20 protein-coding genes and 4 tRNA genes are annotated in these 15,835 nt (G+C 67.7%); 12 read left to right on the forward strand and 12 right to left on the reverse strand.

The features are described 5' to 3' along the window. Nucleotides 1-7 precede the first annotated feature (7 nt). Nucleotides 8-1,510, reverse strand: coding sequence for an APC family permease (locus tag AXZ95_RS18655; RefSeq protein WP_018191264.1), 1,503 nt, complete (start codon nucleotides 1,508-1,510; stop codon nucleotides 8-10). Between the two features lie 197 nt (nucleotides 1,511-1,707). On the opposite strand from AXZ95_RS18655, the gene AXZ95_RS18660 reads away from it, so the two are divergent. From AXZ95_RS18660 to AXZ95_RS18670, 3 genes are all read left to right on the forward strand, one after another. Beyond that, nucleotides 1,708-3,207 carry an APC family permease gene (locus AXZ95_RS18660; RefSeq protein WP_231374440.1) on the forward strand — a complete coding sequence of 500 codons (1,500 nt, stop codon included), beginning with the start codon at nucleotides 1,708-1,710 and terminating at the stop codon, nucleotides 3,205-3,207. Then, nucleotides 3,204-3,878, forward strand: coding sequence for a helix-turn-helix domain-containing protein (locus AXZ95_RS18665; protein ID WP_018191262.1), 675 nt, complete (start codon nucleotides 3,204-3,206; stop codon nucleotides 3,876-3,878). Before AXZ95_RS18660 ends, AXZ95_RS18665 begins: the two co-directional genes overlap by 4 nt. 86 nt (nucleotides 3,879-3,964) lie before the next feature. Next, nucleotides 3,965-4,381 (forward strand): hypothetical protein, encoded by a 417-nt coding sequence (locus AXZ95_RS18670; RefSeq protein WP_231374439.1) that lies wholly within the window; start codon nucleotides 3,965-3,967, stop codon nucleotides 4,379-4,381. A 353-nt stretch (nucleotides 4,382-4,734) separates the two neighbouring features. Here the strand turns inward: AXZ95_RS18670 and AXZ95_RS18675 are convergent. Continuing rightward, nucleotides 4,735-4,810: transfer RNA gene (locus AXZ95_RS18675), tRNA-Val, on the reverse strand. A gap of 169 nt (nucleotides 4,811-4,979) precedes the next feature. Between AXZ95_RS18675 and AXZ95_RS18680 the strand changes: the two genes are divergently transcribed. From AXZ95_RS18680 to AXZ95_RS18690, 3 genes are all read left to right on the forward strand, one after another. Next, nucleotides 4,980-5,052, forward strand: a tRNA-Gly gene (locus AXZ95_RS18680). Nucleotides 5,053-5,119: 67 nt separating this feature from the next. Further along, nucleotides 5,120-5,190: transfer RNA gene (locus AXZ95_RS18685), tRNA-Cys, on the forward strand. 26 nt (nucleotides 5,191-5,216) lie between these two features. Then, a tRNA-Val gene (locus AXZ95_RS18690) sits at nucleotides 5,217-5,288 on the forward strand. A gap of 115 nt (nucleotides 5,289-5,403) precedes the next feature. On the opposite strand, the gene AXZ95_RS18695 is transcribed toward AXZ95_RS18690, so the two are convergent. After that, entirely contained in the window at nucleotides 5,404-5,670 is a 267-nt protein-coding gene (locus AXZ95_RS18695; RefSeq protein WP_133638953.1) for a hypothetical protein, read from the reverse strand. 260 nt (nucleotides 5,671-5,930) lie between these two features. Here AXZ95_RS18695 and AXZ95_RS18700 point away from each other — a divergent pair, with 260 nt between their 5' ends. Next, nucleotides 5,931-6,416 (forward strand): hypothetical protein, encoded by a 486-nt coding sequence (locus AXZ95_RS18700; RefSeq protein ID WP_231371283.1) that lies wholly within the window; start codon nucleotides 5,931-5,933, stop codon nucleotides 6,414-6,416. Nucleotides 6,417-6,470: 54 nt separating this feature from the next. On the opposite strand, the gene AXZ95_RS18705 is transcribed toward AXZ95_RS18700, so the two are convergent. Together AXZ95_RS18705 and AXZ95_RS18710 are read right to left on the reverse strand one after the other, a co-directional pair. Further along, a complete protein-coding gene (locus AXZ95_RS18705) occupies nucleotides 6,471-7,049 on the reverse strand; it encodes a hypothetical protein (RefSeq protein ID WP_243737921.1) in 579 nt (192 codons plus the stop codon). 111 nt (nucleotides 7,050-7,160) lie between these two features. Beyond that, entirely contained in the window at nucleotides 7,161-7,532 is a 372-nt protein-coding gene (locus AXZ95_RS18710) for a hypothetical protein (RefSeq protein WP_018191258.1), read from the reverse strand. 84 nt (nucleotides 7,533-7,616) lie between these two features. Between AXZ95_RS18710 and AXZ95_RS18715 the strand changes: the two genes are divergently transcribed. Further along, nucleotides 7,617-7,940 carry a hypothetical protein gene (locus tag AXZ95_RS18715; protein WP_231371284.1) on the forward strand — a complete coding sequence of 108 codons (324 nt, stop codon included), beginning with the start codon at nucleotides 7,617-7,619 and terminating at the stop codon, nucleotides 7,938-7,940. Nucleotides 7,941-8,129: 189 nt separating this feature from the next. Here the strand turns inward: AXZ95_RS18715 and AXZ95_RS18720 are convergent, their stop codons facing one another. The 3 genes from AXZ95_RS18720 to AXZ95_RS19685 are packed head-to-tail and all read right to left on the reverse strand — an operon-like array spanning nucleotide 8,130 to nucleotide 9,212. Beyond that, nucleotides 8,130-8,492 carry a hypothetical protein gene (locus AXZ95_RS18720; protein ID WP_231374437.1) on the reverse strand — a complete coding sequence of 121 codons (363 nt, stop codon included), beginning with the start codon at nucleotides 8,490-8,492 and terminating at the stop codon, nucleotides 8,130-8,132. A 31-nt stretch (nucleotides 8,493-8,523) separates the two neighbouring features. Then, complete coding sequence (locus AXZ95_RS18725; protein ID WP_018191255.1) at nucleotides 8,524-9,051, reverse strand: ATP-binding protein; 528 nt, start codon at nucleotides 9,049-9,051, stop codon at nucleotides 8,524-8,526. Between the two features lie 2 nt (nucleotides 9,052-9,053). Further along, nucleotides 9,054-9,212: a hypothetical protein gene (locus AXZ95_RS19685; protein ID WP_018191254.1), complete on the reverse strand. Its 159-nt coding sequence runs from the start codon at nucleotides 9,210-9,212 to the stop codon at nucleotides 9,054-9,056. Between the two features lie 514 nt (nucleotides 9,213-9,726). Between AXZ95_RS19685 and AXZ95_RS19690 the strand changes: the two genes are divergently transcribed. Beyond that, nucleotides 9,727-9,864: a hypothetical protein gene (locus AXZ95_RS19690; protein WP_018191253.1), complete on the forward strand. Its 138-nt coding sequence runs from the start codon at nucleotides 9,727-9,729 to the stop codon at nucleotides 9,862-9,864. 73 nt (nucleotides 9,865-9,937) lie between these two features. Then, the gene (locus AXZ95_RS18730) at nucleotides 9,938-10,318 is read left to right on the forward strand and encodes a hypothetical protein (protein ID WP_018191252.1); all 381 of its coding nucleotides are present in this window, start codon (nucleotides 9,938-9,940) and stop codon (nucleotides 10,316-10,318) included. Between the two features lie 338 nt (nucleotides 10,319-10,656). On the opposite strand, the gene AXZ95_RS18735 is transcribed toward AXZ95_RS18730, so the two are convergent. Continuing rightward, entirely contained in the window at nucleotides 10,657-11,169 is a 513-nt protein-coding gene (locus tag AXZ95_RS18735; RefSeq protein WP_018191251.1) for a hypothetical protein, read from the reverse strand. A gap of 101 nt (nucleotides 11,170-11,270) precedes the next feature. On the opposite strand from AXZ95_RS18735, the gene AXZ95_RS18740 reads away from it, so the two are divergent. Then, nucleotides 11,271-12,083 (forward strand): hypothetical protein, encoded by an 813-nt coding sequence (locus AXZ95_RS18740; RefSeq protein WP_018191250.1) that lies wholly within the window; start codon nucleotides 11,271-11,273, stop codon nucleotides 12,081-12,083. Between the two features lie 3 nt (nucleotides 12,084-12,086). Here the strand turns inward: AXZ95_RS18740 and AXZ95_RS18745 are convergent, their stop codons facing one another. The 3 genes from AXZ95_RS18745 to AXZ95_RS18755 form a co-directional block, all read right to left on the reverse strand. Next, nucleotides 12,087-12,512, reverse strand: a complete 426-nt coding sequence (locus tag AXZ95_RS18745; RefSeq protein ID WP_018191249.1) for a hypothetical protein — start codon at nucleotides 12,510-12,512, stop codon at nucleotides 12,087-12,089. A 73-nt stretch (nucleotides 12,513-12,585) separates the two neighbouring features. Continuing rightward, complete coding sequence (locus AXZ95_RS18750; RefSeq protein WP_018191248.1) at nucleotides 12,586-13,833, reverse strand: FAD-dependent oxidoreductase; 1,248 nt, start codon at nucleotides 13,831-13,833, stop codon at nucleotides 12,586-12,588. A 62-nt stretch (nucleotides 13,834-13,895) separates the two neighbouring features. After that, nucleotides 13,896-14,489, reverse strand: coding sequence for an N-acetyltransferase (locus AXZ95_RS18755; RefSeq protein ID WP_018191247.1), 594 nt, complete (start codon nucleotides 14,487-14,489; stop codon nucleotides 13,896-13,898). 200 nt (nucleotides 14,490-14,689) lie between these two features. Between AXZ95_RS18755 and AXZ95_RS18760 the strand changes: the two genes are divergently transcribed. Next, complete coding sequence (locus tag AXZ95_RS18760) at nucleotides 14,690-15,763, forward strand: alkene reductase (RefSeq protein ID WP_018191246.1); 1,074 nt, start codon at nucleotides 14,690-14,692, stop codon at nucleotides 15,761-15,763. Nucleotides 15,764-15,835: the final 72 nt, after the last annotated feature.

Below are 15,835 nucleotides of genomic sequence, written 5' to 3' on the forward strand. Positions count from 1 at the left end.
AGGTCTCCTAGGCGCTGATGGTGTCGATGATGTTCTCGTAGGCGGCGCGCTTGCTGCGGCGCAGGATGAGTGCCTGCACCACGCCGATCACGGGGACGGCGAGCATGGCGGCGAAGAAGGCGATCGAGAGTGGGCCGACCACCGGGGTGCCCTTCGCATCCACATCGCCGATGAGCAGAGGGAAGTTGTCGACGATGATGAGCGTCACCCCGATCAGACCGAGCAGGCCGATGACGGGAGCGATCACCGTGCGCCAGAGACCGGCACCGGTCTTCTTCCGGGCGAAGTAGACGATGACGGCCAGGCAGGTCAGCGCCATGAGCACGACGATCGCGAGGGTCGCGATGCCGCTGAACCAGGTGAACACCTGCAGCACGGGGTCGAGGCGGAACAGCGCGAACGCGACGATCAGCACTGCCGCGGTCGCGGTCTGCACCAGCGACGACACGTACGGCGACGAGTGCTTGCCGTGGACGCGCCCGATCGCCGCCGGGAAGACCGACGCGTTCGACATCGAGTGCTGGTACCGCGTGACCACGTTGTGGAAGGAGAGCACGCAGGCGAACAGGCTCGTGATCAGGAGGACGTTGACGATGACCCCGCCGACGGATCCGAGGTAGTGGACGGCGGTGTTCACGATGAAGCCGCCGGTGTCGGCCGCGACCACATCCACGATCTTCGCGGGGCCCCATCCCATCACCAGCGCCCACGAGGCGAACGTGTAGAAGACGCCGATGGCGATCACTGCGATGTAGGTCGCCCGAGGGATGGTCTTCTCCGGCTCTTTGGCCTCGTCGCGGAAGATCGCCGTCGACTCGAACCCGATGAATCCGGCGAGGGCGAACATGAGTCCGATGCCGGGGGAGCCCGACAGCACGGTGCTCGGCTCGAACGGCACGAGCGACAGGCCCTCCGCGCCGCCCGTCCCGATGATCACGAAGCTCAGGACGATGACGATCCCGACCTCCGCGATGAGCAGGATGCCGAGCACGCGCGAACTCAGCTCGATGTGCCGGTAGCCGAGGACACCGACCAGCGCGATCATCGCGAGCGAGTAGACGTACCAGGGGATGTCCGGGCCGTGCAGCGCGACGACCGACGACTCCAGCGTCGCGCCGAGGTAGCCGTACACCGCCACCTGGACGGTCGTGTAGGTGAGCAGCGCCAGATAGGCGGCGGCGAGGCCGAGCGGGCGCCCCATCCCGTAGCCGACATAGGTGAAGAACGCGCCCGGCCGGGGGATGAACCGGCTCATCGCGCTCAGCCCGACGGCGAAGAACAGCAGGATGACGGCGCCGATCGCGAACATGCTGGGCACGCCGGCGCCGTTGCCCAGCAGCACGGCGACCGGGAAGCCGCCGCCGATCACGGTGAGCGGCGCCGCAGCGGCGACCACCATGAACACGATCGAGCCGACGCCGAGCCGGCCGGAGAGCTGGCGCGCGGCGCCGGGACCACGGATGGCGATCGGATCGCCGAGCAGAGCCTGGGGCTCCTGTGCAGCCGTCATGGGTTCCTCCAGGGGGAATGAGAGGGTGGGTGCCGCCAGTCTCGCGAGACGGTGTTGCGCGGTCGTTCCGCCGCTGTGAAGAGTCGGCGCTCGCCGAATGGGACGGACCGTGTCGCATTCGGGGGTCACGTGCCCGTGACGCCGACGAAACGCGGACGCAACACGCCCGCCGTAGCCTCGCGGGCGAGGAGCACACCGTGACAGCACAGCCCCCCGTGACGGCCCTGAGCCGAGCGATCGCCGACCCGACACCGGTCGACGGCCTGGCTGCGCGCTCGCCGATGGCCGGCCTCGACCGGCGCAGCCTCGGTTTCGTGGATGTGCTGGCCCAGTCGGTCGGCGCCGTCGCCCCCTCCGCTGCCGCGGCCACCTGCCCTGTGCTCGTCGCGGCGCGTGCCGGATCGGGAACGCTGCTCGCGTTCCTTCTCGCGGGCGTGCTGATGGCGCTCGTCGCCTACGCCGTCAACCAGTTCACCCGGCGGATGGCCGCCACCGGCTCCCTCTACACGTTCGCCGCGCGCGGCCTGGGGGTTCGGGCCGGGTTCGCGACCAGCGCCGCCATGATCGTCGGCTACGGATTCGTCGCGATGTTCGCCCTGCTGGGCGCTGCGTACTACGGGCTGACGCTGCTCGCTCATGCCGTCCCGGCTGTGCCCGGCTCGCGCGGGCTGGTGCTCCTGCTGCTGGCCGGGTTCGGTGCCGTCTGCCTGCTGGTGCTGTGGCGTGGCATCCGGCTGTCGACCCGGGTCACGCTCGTCATCGAGCTGCTGTCGATCGTGGGCATCCTCGTGCTGATCGTGGTGCTGCTCGTCCGCGTGCCCGGCTCGTCGTTCGCGGCGGTCGCGCTGCCCCGCTCGGTCGGCATCCCGGAACTCGCTGCCGGAACGACTGTCGCCGTCACCGCCTTCGTCGGCTTCGAGAGCGCTGCGACGCTCGGCGTGGAGTCGCGGCGGCCGTTCGCGACCATCCCGCGCACCATCCGCTGGACCGTGATCGCGGCGGGACTGCTGTACCTGCTCTCCGCCTACACGCAGCTGGCGGGTTTCGAGGCGCTCGGCGGCGACCTGGTGGCCAGCGACAGCCCGGTGAACGACCTGGCGGCGCGCGCGGGGGTCGAGTGGATCGGCCTACTGCTGGATGCGGCGCTCGCCTGCTCGTTCCTCGCCTGCGCCCTTGCCTCGACGACGGCTCTCGCTCGCGTCCTGTTCTCCCTCGGCCGCGAGGGCATCGCGCCGCGCGCCCTCGGGCGGACGCATCGCCGCTTCCGGACCCCGCACGTCGCGCTCGCGGTGGGCGTCGCGGTCGAGGTCGCCGTTCCCGCTGTCCTCGTGCTGGCCGGAATGGGGGCGTGGCAGGCGATGGGCGTCGTGGTCGTCTGCGCGGCGGCCGGGTACATGACCGCGTACGCGCTCGTCTGCGTCGCGACGCCGTTCTTCCTGCGCCGGATCGGGGAGTTGACCGTCGGTCCGGCCGTCGCCGCTGCGGTCGCGGCCGCGGGCCTGGTGGCAGCGCTCGCGCTCGACCTCTGGCTCGAGGTCACGGGCGACCGCGCCCTCGCCGTCCTGCTGCTGGCCGGGGTGGCGGCCGTCGCGTTCACGCTGTGGGCGGTGTGCCGACGCCGGAGGCCGGACGCGCTTCGCCGCATCGGCCTGTACGACGAGCCGACGATGGGGGACGTGCTCGGCGGGGCGCCATGAACGCCATCCCGGAGCTGAGCGGACGACAGCCGGGCGCGGTGCACAGCGCGTTCGCGGTGCTGGAGGAGGTCGCGCACGCGGGCCCCGGGATCACCGCGCAGCAGCTGTCCGCGCGCCTGGGCCTGCCGCGGGCGACGGCGTACCGCATCCTGAATCTGCTGGTGCAGGACGAATACCTCGTGCGCATGCCCGACCTCCGCGGCTTCGCTCTGGGCCGCAAGGTCGCCGAGCTGGCGGATGTCGCTCAGGCGCAGGATGCGGCCGCCACCGCTCGGGAGGCGGTCGCCGACCTGCGGGGGCGCATCCGCGGTGGCGTCCACCTGGCCGTCTACCGAGACGACCGGGTGGTGCCGGTCGACGTTGACCCGGACTTCCCGCTCTCGGACCCCAAGCGCATCCAGTCGGATCTCAGCGTCTCCGCCCTCGGCCGGCTCCTCCTGGCGGAGCAGGCCGCGCGGGCTGTGCCGTCACCCACCCGGTTCACGACGCAGGAGGGCGAGCTCGTCCCCGGTTTCGGCTGCCTCGCCGTCCCGGTGCGCGGCGACGACCAGCGCCTGGTCGCCGGCCTCGCGCTGGCGCTCCCGGCCGCGCGCCTGGCGGACCGCGACGGGTTGGTGTCGCTGGTCGCCGACACCGCGGTGCGGTTGGGGCCGTTGCTCAGCCGGGTGTGAGGCAAGGGCGCTGGTAGCCTGCGGGAGCAGATTTCTGACGGGAAGGCAGCATGACATCGCGCGATACCGATCACCAGAGCGCTGACGTGACCTGGTCCCAGCCGGTCCTACAGATCGCCTTTGTGCTGTTCGTGATGACCGTGCTGGTGATCGCCGGGATCTTCCTCGCGGTTCGCACCATCAGTGGACAGCCTGGGCCGCCGGTGTGGTTTGTCGCGTTGTGGTTCCTTGCGCTCGGCTGGAGCATGTACTGGTGGCTTTTCCGAGTCGCGTACCGGGTCGAACTCGTCGGCCGCACCCTCAGCTGGCGAGCGCCGCTCCGAAGCGGCAGCATCCCGGTGGATGCGATCGAGCGCGCCGGCCGATTCTTCGGTGCACCGTCCACGTGCGTGCTACGCGGGAGCGGCTACCCACCCGTCGTGGTCTCCGCACAGCGCCAGGACTTCACGCCGATGCTCCAGGCACTGAACCGCCTCAACCCAGCGGTTCCCGCCCACCTGTAGGACGCTGCGCTCGCCGACCTCGGCCGCCGCAGCTGCGACGATGATCTCCGTCGGCAGTATCCTGCCCGCATGACTCAGCGCACCTTCTACTACGCCCGCATTCACCGCTACGACGGCCAGCTGGACCTCTTCGAGTGGCCCAGCCGCTGAGTGGATCGACGTCAAGCACGACGACGGAGCGCTGCGCCGGTACGCTCTCGCGCCCGAGCGCCAGGAGTTCGATATCTGGGAGTACGTGCTCTAAACCCCCGCATCCTGACTCACGAGGGGCCGTTGTCTCACGTCTGTCTGACGACGCTCGGAGCGCCCGAAGTGGGGAAACAGAAAACCCCCGGCGGACCGGGGGTTTTCTCTGGTGGGCGATACCAGACTCGAACTGATGACCTCTTCCGTGTGAAGGAAGCGCGCTACCAACTGCGCCAATCGCCCGTGTGCTGCGAGATTCGATACTAGCCGACTCCGGGGCCCCGATGCACATCGACACGGAGCGCCCGAACGCGGCCGCAGGCGACACACCCGGCGGGCGTAACCGGTTTTGTCTTGCGCCTCCGGATCGGCTAGAGTCTTTCAAGTGCCGCAGGGAACTGCGGGGCGAAATGCGGATGTAGCGCAGTTGGTAGCGCATCACCTTGCCAAGGTGAGGGTCGCGAGTTCGAGTCTCGTCATCCGCTCGAGTCGGCCCGGTCTACGGATCGGGCCTCTCAGGTACGGTACGGGTTTTTCCGTGTTGTGGCGTTCGGTGGATTGGCCGAGAGGCGAGGCAGCGGCCTGCAAAGCCGTATACACGGGTTCGAATCCCGTATCCACCTCGATCCTGAGCTTCGCGTTCAGGCTCGGGCGATTGGCGCAGCGGTAGCGCGCTTCCCTGACACGGAAGAGGTCACTGGTTCGATCCCAGTATCGCCCACAGAGAAAACCCCCGGAGACCCGGGGGTTTCGTCGTTTTGTGAGCGTCATAACGCCCCAAATGGACGCGTCGTGGGGTCGCGAAATAGCCTGCTTCGTGGGTTAGACAGTTTGCGTCAGTAGCGATCCTTTGTGATAACGCCCACGTCATACAAATGAACAGCGCGAAACGAAAGCGCAGAGACGGGAAGAACCGCCTCGAGAAAGGACAAGCACCACCCGGTGCGCAGACGCCAGAAGGCCGGAAACACGACCAGGCGACCTAGTTCCTGGATAGCTAATCGCTTCCAAGGAGACAGGTATGCCCAGTGCAGCCAACCGTGCAGTTCTCGACACCGTGGTTTGGCTTCGGCGCCCGCGCCTTGGTGTTCGATATCGCTCATGATCAGGGAATCTACCGCGCTGAAAAGTTCTCCCGTTCGCCCCTCGCAGCCTAAGTCGCGTTCTACCTCGTATACGTGCAAGAAAAATCCTGCGATTTTCCGTACCGCGCGTGTCGTCGGTTCGCACGCACGCGGTCGACGGCCTTCCGTCCTTGTCGGCGTCGGACCGACTGCGTCAGCGTTCCGGCCCGTCTCGTCACTCTCTGCCCCCGATTGGGGTCCTGAGTCTCCCGCGTCGAAATGACACGATGAAGGTGATCATGAACAAGCTCACACCAATCGCAATCGCAGCAACCATCACCGCAGCCCTCGCCCTCACCGGATGCAGCACCGGTTCGGACACGGCATCGTCGTCAGCATCTTCGTCATCGGGCTCCAGCAACTCCACCCCGGAGCCGACCAAGGAGGTCGACAAGCCGGCCGACCTGACGGGCACCTGGAAGCAGACCAACTCGGCAGCCGCCGACAGCTACCAGGAAGCCGAGATCACCGGCAACGTCATCACCATCAACTGGGTGACCGACAACGGCGACACCAAGTCGATCTACTGGGTCGGAAGCTTCGCGGCACCGACGGATGCCTCGACGCCGTACAAGTGGACCTCTACCCGCGACGTCGCAGCGACCGAGTCGGCCATGCTCGCCTCGAGCGACGCCACCAAGGAGTTCACCTTCCAGAACGACTCCATCAGCTACTCCGCCAGCGCCCTGGGCACCACAACGACGATCAAGCTGAAGAAGCAGTAGCTCGCCCGCTTAACGAACCCCTGTCGCCTCCCGGCGGTGGGGGTTTCGTTTTTCTCATCGCGAGCTGCAGCTCGCGGTCACGTCATCCCCTGGCCGCGATCCGAGGATCGCCTCGCCTGTAAATGGGCCGCCCGGCCGCTCTGCGAACCGGATCACGTCGCGGTCGCCGCGAGAAACCAGGTCGTACTGCCCGGCAGCGAAGGCGTCGTAGCCATCTACCGGAATTCCCTCGCCGCAGATCGCGACCTCGTGGAACAGCAGCCCGTCCTGCTCGAGCAAGTCGAGGCTGCGGTGATGCCAGGTGAAGGATCGGACGACGACGTTGTGCCCAGGGGCGGCGATGGGTTCGTACGCATGCACGCTGGAGAACGCGGCTAAGAGCATCAGCAGGTAGCCCACCGGAAGAGCTGCCAGAAGCAAGAGCCCGGAGACCGCCCGCACGAGCACCCGGAGGAACGGCCGCCGGAGCCGGCCAGCCAGGACCGCCGCCTGGATGGCGGCGACGACTCCGCAGGCGGCACCGATGGCGACGAGCAGCACGGAGAGCTGCCCGCTGTCGAGCGTTCCAACGAGGAGCACACCCGGGATTCCGGTCCTGGCGGCGTCAAGCCAGATGCCCGCGGCGACGAGCACGATGCAGAGCGTGGCGGGCACCCACCCCAGAACCGTTCTCCACCGCACTGTCTTACTCTGGCCATCCGCAGCGGTGAGAGCGTCACACCAGCGGAGGAGCTGCCTCGCTCGTCAGGATGATCCGCGGTGCGGCCACGAGATCTCCGGATACGGGTAGGGCGCATCCGGGACCGCCCAGACGACGACGAGCGTCGCGATCATCCAGGCGCCGACGACGCCGAGCGAGATGAAGGTCAACCAGTACGGCCGCAGGCACACCGCTGTGATCACGAGCGCGACGGGGAGCCAGCCGACTACGAGGAGCGTGCCGAAAATGAAGAACCTCGTCACCGGGTTCAGCTGGATGAGGAGGTACCAGTCGACGGCCGCCATGAGCAGCAGCACGAGCGCGGCGACCGCGACGAGGATGTTCGCCGCGATGGTGCGCCGGCGGAACCGCGTCGTCGCCCGCGCGACGGCGAGGCCGCGCTCCGATACCGTCATCCGATTCCCCCGATCGTCCCCGGTCAGCCTCATCTTTGCAGAAGGGCCGGCGGTGCCACGACTGGTGGTGGATAAGCTCGCGCGGTGCGAGCACACGAGACAGTTCACGCCGAACCGCGACGAATCGTCGGCCGCCCGACCTATCGAGTGAACTTCTGGGAACGTCCCGGACCGGACACCGGCTGGCAGCTCGAGGCGTTCGCGTTGACCGAGGCGGACGATGTCGACGCAGCGATGGCGTGGGCGAACGAGCACTCCCGTGGGCGCCGGTTCGAGCTGTTCGTCGAGATCGAGGACGAGGCTGTCCACGACTTCCAGACTCCGCGTCGCTCGGACCTGATCCGCCTGGCCGGGACGGATCCGAATGACGGCGTGAGCGTCGAGGTCTTCATCGAGAAGGTCGACTGAGCCAGGACCGAGGCCGCGGCGGTGAACCCCAAGCACCGATCGGCGGCCGCGCCTGCGCCGCCCCATATTGAGCTCGGCCTTCAACCGATGCTCCGCCCCCGGAGCGCTCAACTGGTCAAACGAGTAGCGCGCCGGCCGTAAGCGGAGAGGAAACCAGGTGTCGGCCGGCCGCTCTGCGTGGAGCGGCGACTAAGCACCGAACACGACTGACCGGATCTCGGAGGCGATCGCAGTCGGGTCTTGAACGGTGTGCGGAAGCAGCCCGTGCTTCTCGTACGGCATGAGCGGGAGACTCTCACCGTGGCTGGTCACGATGACAGCCTGCGTCCAGGTACCGCGGCCGTTGTCCGATGGGCCGGTTCCAACGTCCTCGATCTCAGGGATCTCGATGACGTCCTTGCCGCGGACCAGCCAGAGCCGGCCCGGTGCCGCGTGCAGCGTTGCCCAGAAGCCGGCGCCTGCAAGGAGGAGACCGGGTGCGCCGAAGCGGTCGTGCAAGAACATCGCGGCGCCCGGGGGCACGGTCACACGCCATGAAGGTTCGGTTGTCACAGCTCCGCTTCGTTCTATCGGGGGCTCGGTGTCAGATTAGCGAGGTCGGCCAGCGATCGCTGAGCCAGTCGAGCCAGGAGGCGTACCCCGCTGGCGGTTCAGGGCGCCAGCTCCCATCAAGCTCCTCGGGCCCCGGCTTTTGGAATACCGCTCGCCATCGATCGAGCGTTGCTGCATCCATCTCCCATGTGCCACTCGGGTCGTCGACGAAGCGCTGCTGCACACGCTCGAGCTGAGTTCCCGGGTCGACCGGGACGAAGACCGTCTGAACGGTAGCGCCGAGGGAACCGGCCAACCAGTGCAGCCCTGCGCGCTCGTCACGGCCCCAGAGGCCGAAGTCGAGGATCGCGTTGTTGCCGAGTCGCAGTACCTGACTCGCAGTCCAAATGAGCCGCCCTTCAAGTACGTCCCGACGGCCATCCATGTCGCTGACCCCGAAGAGCGGTTTCATCCACTCGTCCGGGCTCATCCGGATCGCAGCATGCTCGCGTTCGAGCTCTCGTGCTCGTGTCGTCTTGCCGCTGCCCGGCAGTCCGACCATCAGGAAGAGCGTCGCCATCGTCAATCCGAGAACCGCGCCCGCACCACGGTCGCCTGGTCGTCATCCAGCTCCCACCGTGCGCCGTGCTCGTGCTCCGGGTACTCCTCGCGCAGGAGCGCTCGGATGCTCTTCGCGGAGGTGTCGAGCTCGGCTTCGAGCTCGCGGGGCGTCGTGGTCATGGGGCCAGCGTATTGCCGTGACGCTGCGCTTCCGGTCGGTCACGCGATCACGTCGCAGGCGATCAGAAGAAATTCGCTGCATCCGTGTCACAAAGCCTCCAGTTGGCGCACTTCCTAAGAGCGAAGGGCAACCGCGACCGAAGCTCACTGCGCGCTCGGCACCTCTAGGTAGTGAGGGCCAAATCTGTGCGACTGCGCGGCTCGGCCCATCCAGAGGTGAGGGCACCCGCATCCGGCGGATGCTCCACCAGGACCGTGGAGGAAACGTATGAGCACCATCCCCGACCGCTTCAACTTTGCTTCTTTTCGCTGCCGCTGCGCCGTAGAACCTATTGGGCGCGGATCCACCGAAGCGTTGGACTCGGCGGCCTCGTCATCCGTAGAAGAGATTGACCGGACCTCGGTCGCCGAACCAGCAGAAGGACGTCATGAGCACACATGCATTTCCGCCGCATCTACCCGGTCAAGGGGCACCCGCAACCGGCGGGAGCCCGCCCTTGACCGAGAGGCTCACATGCCCACCTCTAGCACCCCCCGTGTTCCCGACAACGGCGCCTCCATCGAGGAGCTCATCAAGTGGGGCTACGACCGCCTCATCGACCTCCACGGCACCGCGCAGACGAAGGGAGATGACGCGGCAGCCGGGGACTGAGACCTAGGCCGCCGCGTGGATGCTTCGACCCTACGCGGCGGCCGCGCCGCCCACCTAACTAGAGTGAGCGTCGATGACTTCAGCGAGCCCCTCCACGACGCAGCGCACCTACTCTCCGGCGGCGATCGTTCTTTCCTCGGCAGCGATCATCGTCGCTTGGTGCTGGTTCGCGCTGGTGCTAGGCGACACGTACGACGATGAGTGCAAGGCGCGCGCGGCAGGGACGAGCGATCTACAGTTCCTCCTGATCTTCGGCGTCGCGCCTCTCGTGCTCGTGAGCGCGGGGGCTCTGATCGCGCTGCTTCTCACGACTCGCGGAGAGATCGCCCGCCGGGTTCTGCTCGCCGTCGGGGTCTTCCTCGCAGCGACAGCGGCTGGCGTACTGATCGCCTGGGCGATGAGTGGTTGGACGCTGTTCGCGGAGTTCGCGATCGGAACCAACTGTTACCTCTGAGCGGGCCAGCGGCTGACCGCCAATCGGTCACGCCGCGGCACGCCTCGCCCACGGAGGGGCTCGCTCGCGATAGTGAGTTGACGCGCCTGCTCGGAGCCGTCCGCCTTGTGACCGATGTTTCCGAAGAAGCACTGCTCGACGCATGCCTCGGCGCAGCGATCGAGCAGTTGGGCTTGATCCTGCAGGAGCATGTCGATGATGAGTACCCGGAACTCACCGGCGCGCGCCGAGGCGACGTCGACTGGAGCACTGCTTCGGTCGAATTGGAGTGGATTGACGTTGCGTTGGACAGGCAATCATGTGAGTGCGAAGCGACAATCAGCGTCGCTGGGACGCTGTCATTCCCGATCCGCCGGGGTCGGGACGATGAGGCGGCCGTCGTCGGCCCCGCCCACCTGAACCTTCCCGTCCGTCCCGACGAGGACCATGCGGCTCCACTGGTCCGGCAGAGGACACGGTGCACCCTTCTGCCCCGGGATGAGCTCGAGCGCCATCCGCGCCGTCTCAGTCGTCGTCCCCGTCCGATCGGTCAACGTGACCACAAGGTCGTGCTGCTTGCTGAGATTCGCGGTGCGAGGGACCACGATTTCGAAGGACGGCCTCACTCCGTCCTCGTCGTCGCACGCGCCGGCGTAGCAGGCGTGAACCGTGCCGCCAGGATGCATCCGCAGCCAGATGGCAGCGTCGACGGTGATGTGAGGCGGCCGAATGTCGGGCATAGAACACAGAGGGAACAGTGGGGCGCAGCCCGCAAGGAGCGTGACGGCGACGATACTCAAAGCAACGGTTATTGCATGCCGAACCCGCGTCGCCTTCACCTCACCGACGTCCGGCAGGGCGGCCCTGCTCACCCTTCCGTGCGAAGTAGTGCAGACCGAGCCACGCCCAAGCGGCGAGCATGCCCCACAAGAGGCAGACGACGACGAACCAGGGGTTGGGCGGCGGAGATGCTATGACGATCGACCCATTGAGCGCGAAGATGGCTGTGTACCACAGAGCCATATTTCGCGAGTTCCGCAGGCTGGCGGCAGGGACCCACCACGGCCGCTTGCCTGGCGGCTTGCCCTGGGTGCTCGGGATCATGAGTGTCAGCGTAGCGAGGACGGCCCGGGAAAGAAGAGCTACCTCTTGCGAGCGGCGCCAGCTCTGTGGTCAGGTGGCGACCGTGAGCTTCTTCCCGCTGGACCCGCCTGAGGACGAGAACGAGACCGTCGAGAGTGTCGCCGCGCCATGGTGGAAGCCGTCCGACGGTGAGCTGGCTGTGATCTTCCCGATCGGTGAGACGATCGCCAGAAACGACAAAGTCGCCCTCATCCTGACGATGGCTCGGGTCTACAGCAACGGCGTGGAGCTCATCATCGACCGTCGCATCCGCCGCGGACGTGCGACCCGCTTGGAGTGGCAGGAGATGCAGTCGGCTATCCACAACCACTTCGCCCGGTACGACCCGGATCGCGTTCGCTACGGCGTCGTGCTGGGTGACGGTCAGCAGCTGATCTCCGATCTTGCGCCGGGCATGTACGGCGTCACCCCCGAGAAGCACAGCCTCAACCCCTCCGGCGGGAATGGCGGGGGTGGTGAAGACATCTACCGGTTCGATGACGGGATGTGGCTGTGGCCGCTTCCTCCGGAGGGCCCCTCGAGGTGGTCGTCCAGTGGCCGGCGTTCGACATCCCGGAGTCGCACGTCGTGCTGGATACCACACCACTTCTCGCGCGGGCCTCTGACGCCCGTCCGGTGTGGGGTTCCGACTAGATCCTGGTGATCATCACGGAAGAGTGCCGAGGGCAGTGCTCGGCTCCCTCGAGTCCACGTGCAGTCGCCTCGGCAGGAGAAGCAGCACCAGCGGTACGGCTGCCGCCACGATGATCGCGGCACCGATCAGGTTGTCGAGCAGCGGGTTCCCGGACGCGATATCGATCGATTCGCCGATGAGACCGAACAGCACGAGCACAGCGAGAGGGATGATCGCTGAGAGGCCGCGGCGACCCCTCACGGCGTTTCCCGCACCCGCCGCGAGAGCGATTGCGCCGCCGACGCAAACGACGACGAGGAAGGCGACGCCGCGATTTGCGGCGTTGCTAGTGAGATTCCCGATGGTGCCCTGCCCGGTGACCCATTGCACGACAAGGGCGGCGGCCAACAACGTCAGCACGAATGAGTAGCAGAACGACAGGACCGCCGCGACGATCACCGCTCCTGTCCGGCGGAACCGCGCCGGTGACCGAGAGGACGACACAGCGCGATCGTAGCGCTCGTCCGCGCCATCACCGTGGTTCATGAACCACCGATCTCGCCGCCCGCAGTCCCGAATGGAGCGCGCCCTGGATCGACGGGGACTCGCGGTGGTCGCCCGCGAGATGCAGGCCGGGGCCGATGCGAGTGGGCGACGAGCGCCGCATCGGCGGGGGCAGCGCAGGCAACGCGTGCGGGATGTCATCACGGCGCAGGAGCCGCCACGATGAGGAGGCTGACCTATACAGCCGCGCGAGCTGGACACGCACGTCGGCCTCGTTCGCCGTGCTGCCAGGAGCCAACAGGCAAGTCGCCTGCACGAGGTGGCGGCCCGACGGCGCCGCCTCCGGGACCGTGGCGGAGATCGCCAGCGCATTGACGATCGGGCCTTCGCGACTCCCATCAATCGTCAGCAACCCGGAGACCGGAGCTTCCTCCGCCGCGAACCACCACGTCTGCAATCCCCGAGTGGGTGGCGCAGGTACGTCCACGAGTCCTTCGACTGCCTCCGCACCCACCGCCACGACGACGTCGCGCGCCATCAGGGTTTCCTCGCCGATAGCATCCACCTCCCATCGACCGTCGCGCCGGCGCAGTCGACTCACCGCGCGGCCGAGCCGGATGTCCGCTCCCGCCGCACGAGCGCGCGAAGCGAGCGCGTTCGGGAGCGCGGCGATGCCCTCACGAGGGAGGCCCGCAGCAGCCGGAAGGAACGATCGTGCGAGCAGGCGGACATACGTGTCCGACGTCATTTCAGAGGAGTCAGCGAGAACACCTGAGAAGAACGGCGACAACACCTGAGTGCGGAGCGGCCCAGTCAGACCGGCCTCGTCCCAGCCCCGGCCGACGGTGCGGTCGGGGCGGGAGACCGTCGCGCGCGGCCGCAGGACCATGGGACCGAGCCACCGGACGAGCCCGACGAGGTCACGCGGTGTGACGAGACCGCCGGCGAGTGTCGCCGGAATCAGGCCCGGATGCCGAAGTGGATGCGCGAGGGTGGCCATCGAGCCGTCCGTGCGACGAACCCTGACCGCCGTCGGGAACGCCGCGACGGAAAGACTGTCGACATCCACTGCCGCGCGGACCGCCGGGTAGGCGGTGTTCAGCACATGGAAGCCGCGGTCGAGGGTGAAGCCGTCGACGCGGTCGGTCCGTTGGCGCCCGCCGACACGGTCCGAGGACTCGAGCACGACCACCTCGCGGCCCTGGGCGGCCAGCTCGGCGGCACATCGCAGCCCCGCGAGCCCGGCACCGATCACGATCACGTCATGCGTCCGCATGTGCCGAGTGTACGAGCGCACGATCGACGGAGAGCGGAGAGACCTCGTCGCCGGTGTCTGCGTCAGTCCGCCGACGACGGGACCGTGATGCGCATCACCGTCTTGCTCTTGCCGATGTGCCGCTCGAAGGTGAATCCGGCCTTCTCGAACATCGCCCTCGTGCCGTTGTGGAGGAACGACGACGACGTCCGCTTCCCGGGGGCGAGCTCGTTGGGGAACGAGACCACCTCGCCACCACCGGCCTGCCCGATCAGCTCGAGCGCTCCATCCAGTGCCTCCCGGGCCACACCCTCTCGGCGGTGGTCGCGATCGACGAAGAAGCACGTGATGCGCCACGGCGCAGGACGGGTCTCGCCGGCGTCGTACTGCTTGCGGTGGTAGATGTTCGGCAGTTCGGCGGGACTGCCGTATTCACACCAGGCGATCGCATCGTCACCGTCGAAGACGAGCGCTGCGTGGGCCACGCCCTCCGCCACGAGCCGCTGCTTGAAGGTCGGACCGTCGTATTCGCGTTTGACGGTGTCCTCCGTGTCGCCGTGGAAGTAGGAGCAGTAGCACCCACCCCAGACGCCGTTGTGCTTCTGCGCGAGCGCCAGCCACGCCGGGAAGGTCTCCAGGGTCAGCGGCCTGATCGCATGCTGGGCGGTCACCGTCATGCGGAACCTCCCTCGTCCACTCCCTTCAAGTGTGACGGGACCGATTGCCGCGCACCAGGGGTACGCATTCAGCATGAGAGTCTCCTGGGCGACGGAATACGTCGACGAGAACGCCCGTTGCCGCCAAGGTCGCGCTCCGACCGCGCACCTGTTGACCCCGACCGGTCTCACGCATCCGCACCCCGAAAGGCATCCCCCCGATGGATCTGTTCTCTCCCGTCTCGCTCGGAGACCTCCACCTTCCCAACCGCGTCGTGATGGCGCCGCTCACCCGCACCCGCGCGGGCGAGGCGGGCATCCCGGGGCCACTGGTGGCGGAGCACTACGCGCAGCGGGCGAGCGTGGGTCTGATCATCTCCGAGGGCACCTATCCGAGCCACGAATCCCGCGCGTACCCGGGCCAGCCGGGCATCGTCACGGACGAGCAGATCGCCGGGTGGCGTGCCGTCGCCGACGCGGTGCACGTCCGGGGCGGGCGCATCGTCATGCAGCTGATGCACGGCGGCCGCGTCTCGCATCCGCTCATCACCGGCACGGAGCGTGTCGTCGCTCCGAGCGCGGTCGCGATCGACGGCCAGGCCCGCACCACCGCGGGGAAGGTCGCGTATCCGGTGCCGCACGCCCTCACCACGGAGGAGCTCGGCACGGTTCGGGATGAGTTCGTCGCTGCAGCGGAGAACGCCATCGCGGCCGGCTTCGACGGGGTCGAGCTGCATGGTGCGAACGGCTACCTTCTGCACCAGTTCCTCTCGCCGGTCTCGAACGTCCGTGCAGACGAGTACGGCGGTTCCCCGGAAGCGCGCGCTCGCTTCGTCATCGAGGTCGCGAGCGCCGTGGCCGAGGCCGTCGGCGCCGGGCGGGTGGGCATCCGCCTGTCACCGATGCACAACATCCAGGATGTGTTCGAGAACGACCTCGCCGACGCCACCGCAACGTATCGAGCCGTGGTCGACGGGATCGCCCCGCTGGGCCTGGCCTACGTGAGTGTTCTGCACAGGGAGCCGACCGGCGAGCTCGTGCAGGACCTCCGACAGCGTTTCGGCGGCCCGTTCATCGTGAACAGCGGATTCGGCTCGATCACGACGCGAGACGAGGCGACCTCATTGGTCGAGGACGCGCACGCGGACGCTGTCGCCGTCGGCCGCCTCGCGATCGCCAACCCGGACCTCGTGGAGCGATGGAAGGGCGAGCACCCCGAGAACCAGCCCGACCCCGCCACGTTCTACGGAGACGGTGCCGAGGGCTACACGGACTACCCGCGCCTCAGCGCGTAGGTGCGGACCGGCGGCGGACCAGCGGCCGCCGGTCATCGGCTCCTCTGCGCACCCGGCTAGAGTTGGAGGGTT

The organism is Leifsonia sp. 115AMFTsu3.1, assembly GCF_004362795.1.
Taxonomy (GTDB): domain Bacteria; phylum Actinomycetota; class Actinomycetes; order Actinomycetales; family Microbacteriaceae; genus Leifsonia.

Coding starts and splice junctions, on each gene's coding strand:
- AXZ95_RS19685 (WP_018191254.1), bottom strand. CDS start 9,212: ATGACCACGACGCCCCGCGAGCTCGAAGCCGAGCTCGACACCTCCGCG.
- AXZ95_RS18760 (WP_018191246.1), top strand. CDS start 14,690: ATGGATCTGTTCTCTCCCGTCTCGCTCGGAGACCTCCACCTTCCCAAC.
- AXZ95_RS18730 (WP_018191252.1), top strand. CDS start 9,938: ATGACTTCAGCGAGCCCCTCCACGACGCAGCGCACCTACTCTCCGGCG.
- AXZ95_RS19690 (WP_018191253.1), top strand. CDS start 9,727: ATGCCCACCTCTAGCACCCCCCGTGTTCCCGACAACGGCGCCTCCATC.
- AXZ95_RS18710 (WP_018191258.1), bottom strand. CDS start 7,532: ATGACGGTATCGGAGCGCGGCCTCGCCGTCGCGCGGGCGACGACGCGG.
- AXZ95_RS18700 (WP_231371283.1), top strand. CDS start 5,931: ATGAACAAGCTCACACCAATCGCAATCGCAGCAACCATCACCGCAGCC.
- AXZ95_RS18740 (WP_018191250.1), top strand. CDS start 11,271: ATGACGATCGACCCATTGAGCGCGAAGATGGCTGTGTACCACAGAGCC.
- AXZ95_RS18755 (WP_018191247.1), bottom strand. CDS start 14,489: ATGACGGTGACCGCCCAGCATGCGATCAGGCCGCTGACCCTGGAGACC.
- AXZ95_RS18665 (WP_018191262.1), top strand. CDS start 3,204: ATGAACGCCATCCCGGAGCTGAGCGGACGACAGCCGGGCGCGGTGCAC.
- AXZ95_RS18655 (WP_018191264.1), bottom strand. CDS start 1,510: ATGACGGCTGCACAGGAGCCCCAGGCTCTGCTCGGCGATCCGATCGCC.
- AXZ95_RS18750 (WP_018191248.1), bottom strand. CDS start 13,833: ATGCGGACGCATGACGTGATCGTGATCGGTGCCGGGCTCGCGGGGCTG.
- AXZ95_RS18695 (WP_133638953.1), bottom strand. CDS start 5,670: ATGAGCGATATCGAACACCAAGGCGCGGGCGCCGAAGCCAAACCACGG.
- AXZ95_RS18725 (WP_018191255.1), bottom strand. CDS start 9,051: ATGGCGACGCTCTTCCTGATGGTCGGACTGCCGGGCAGCGGCAAGACG.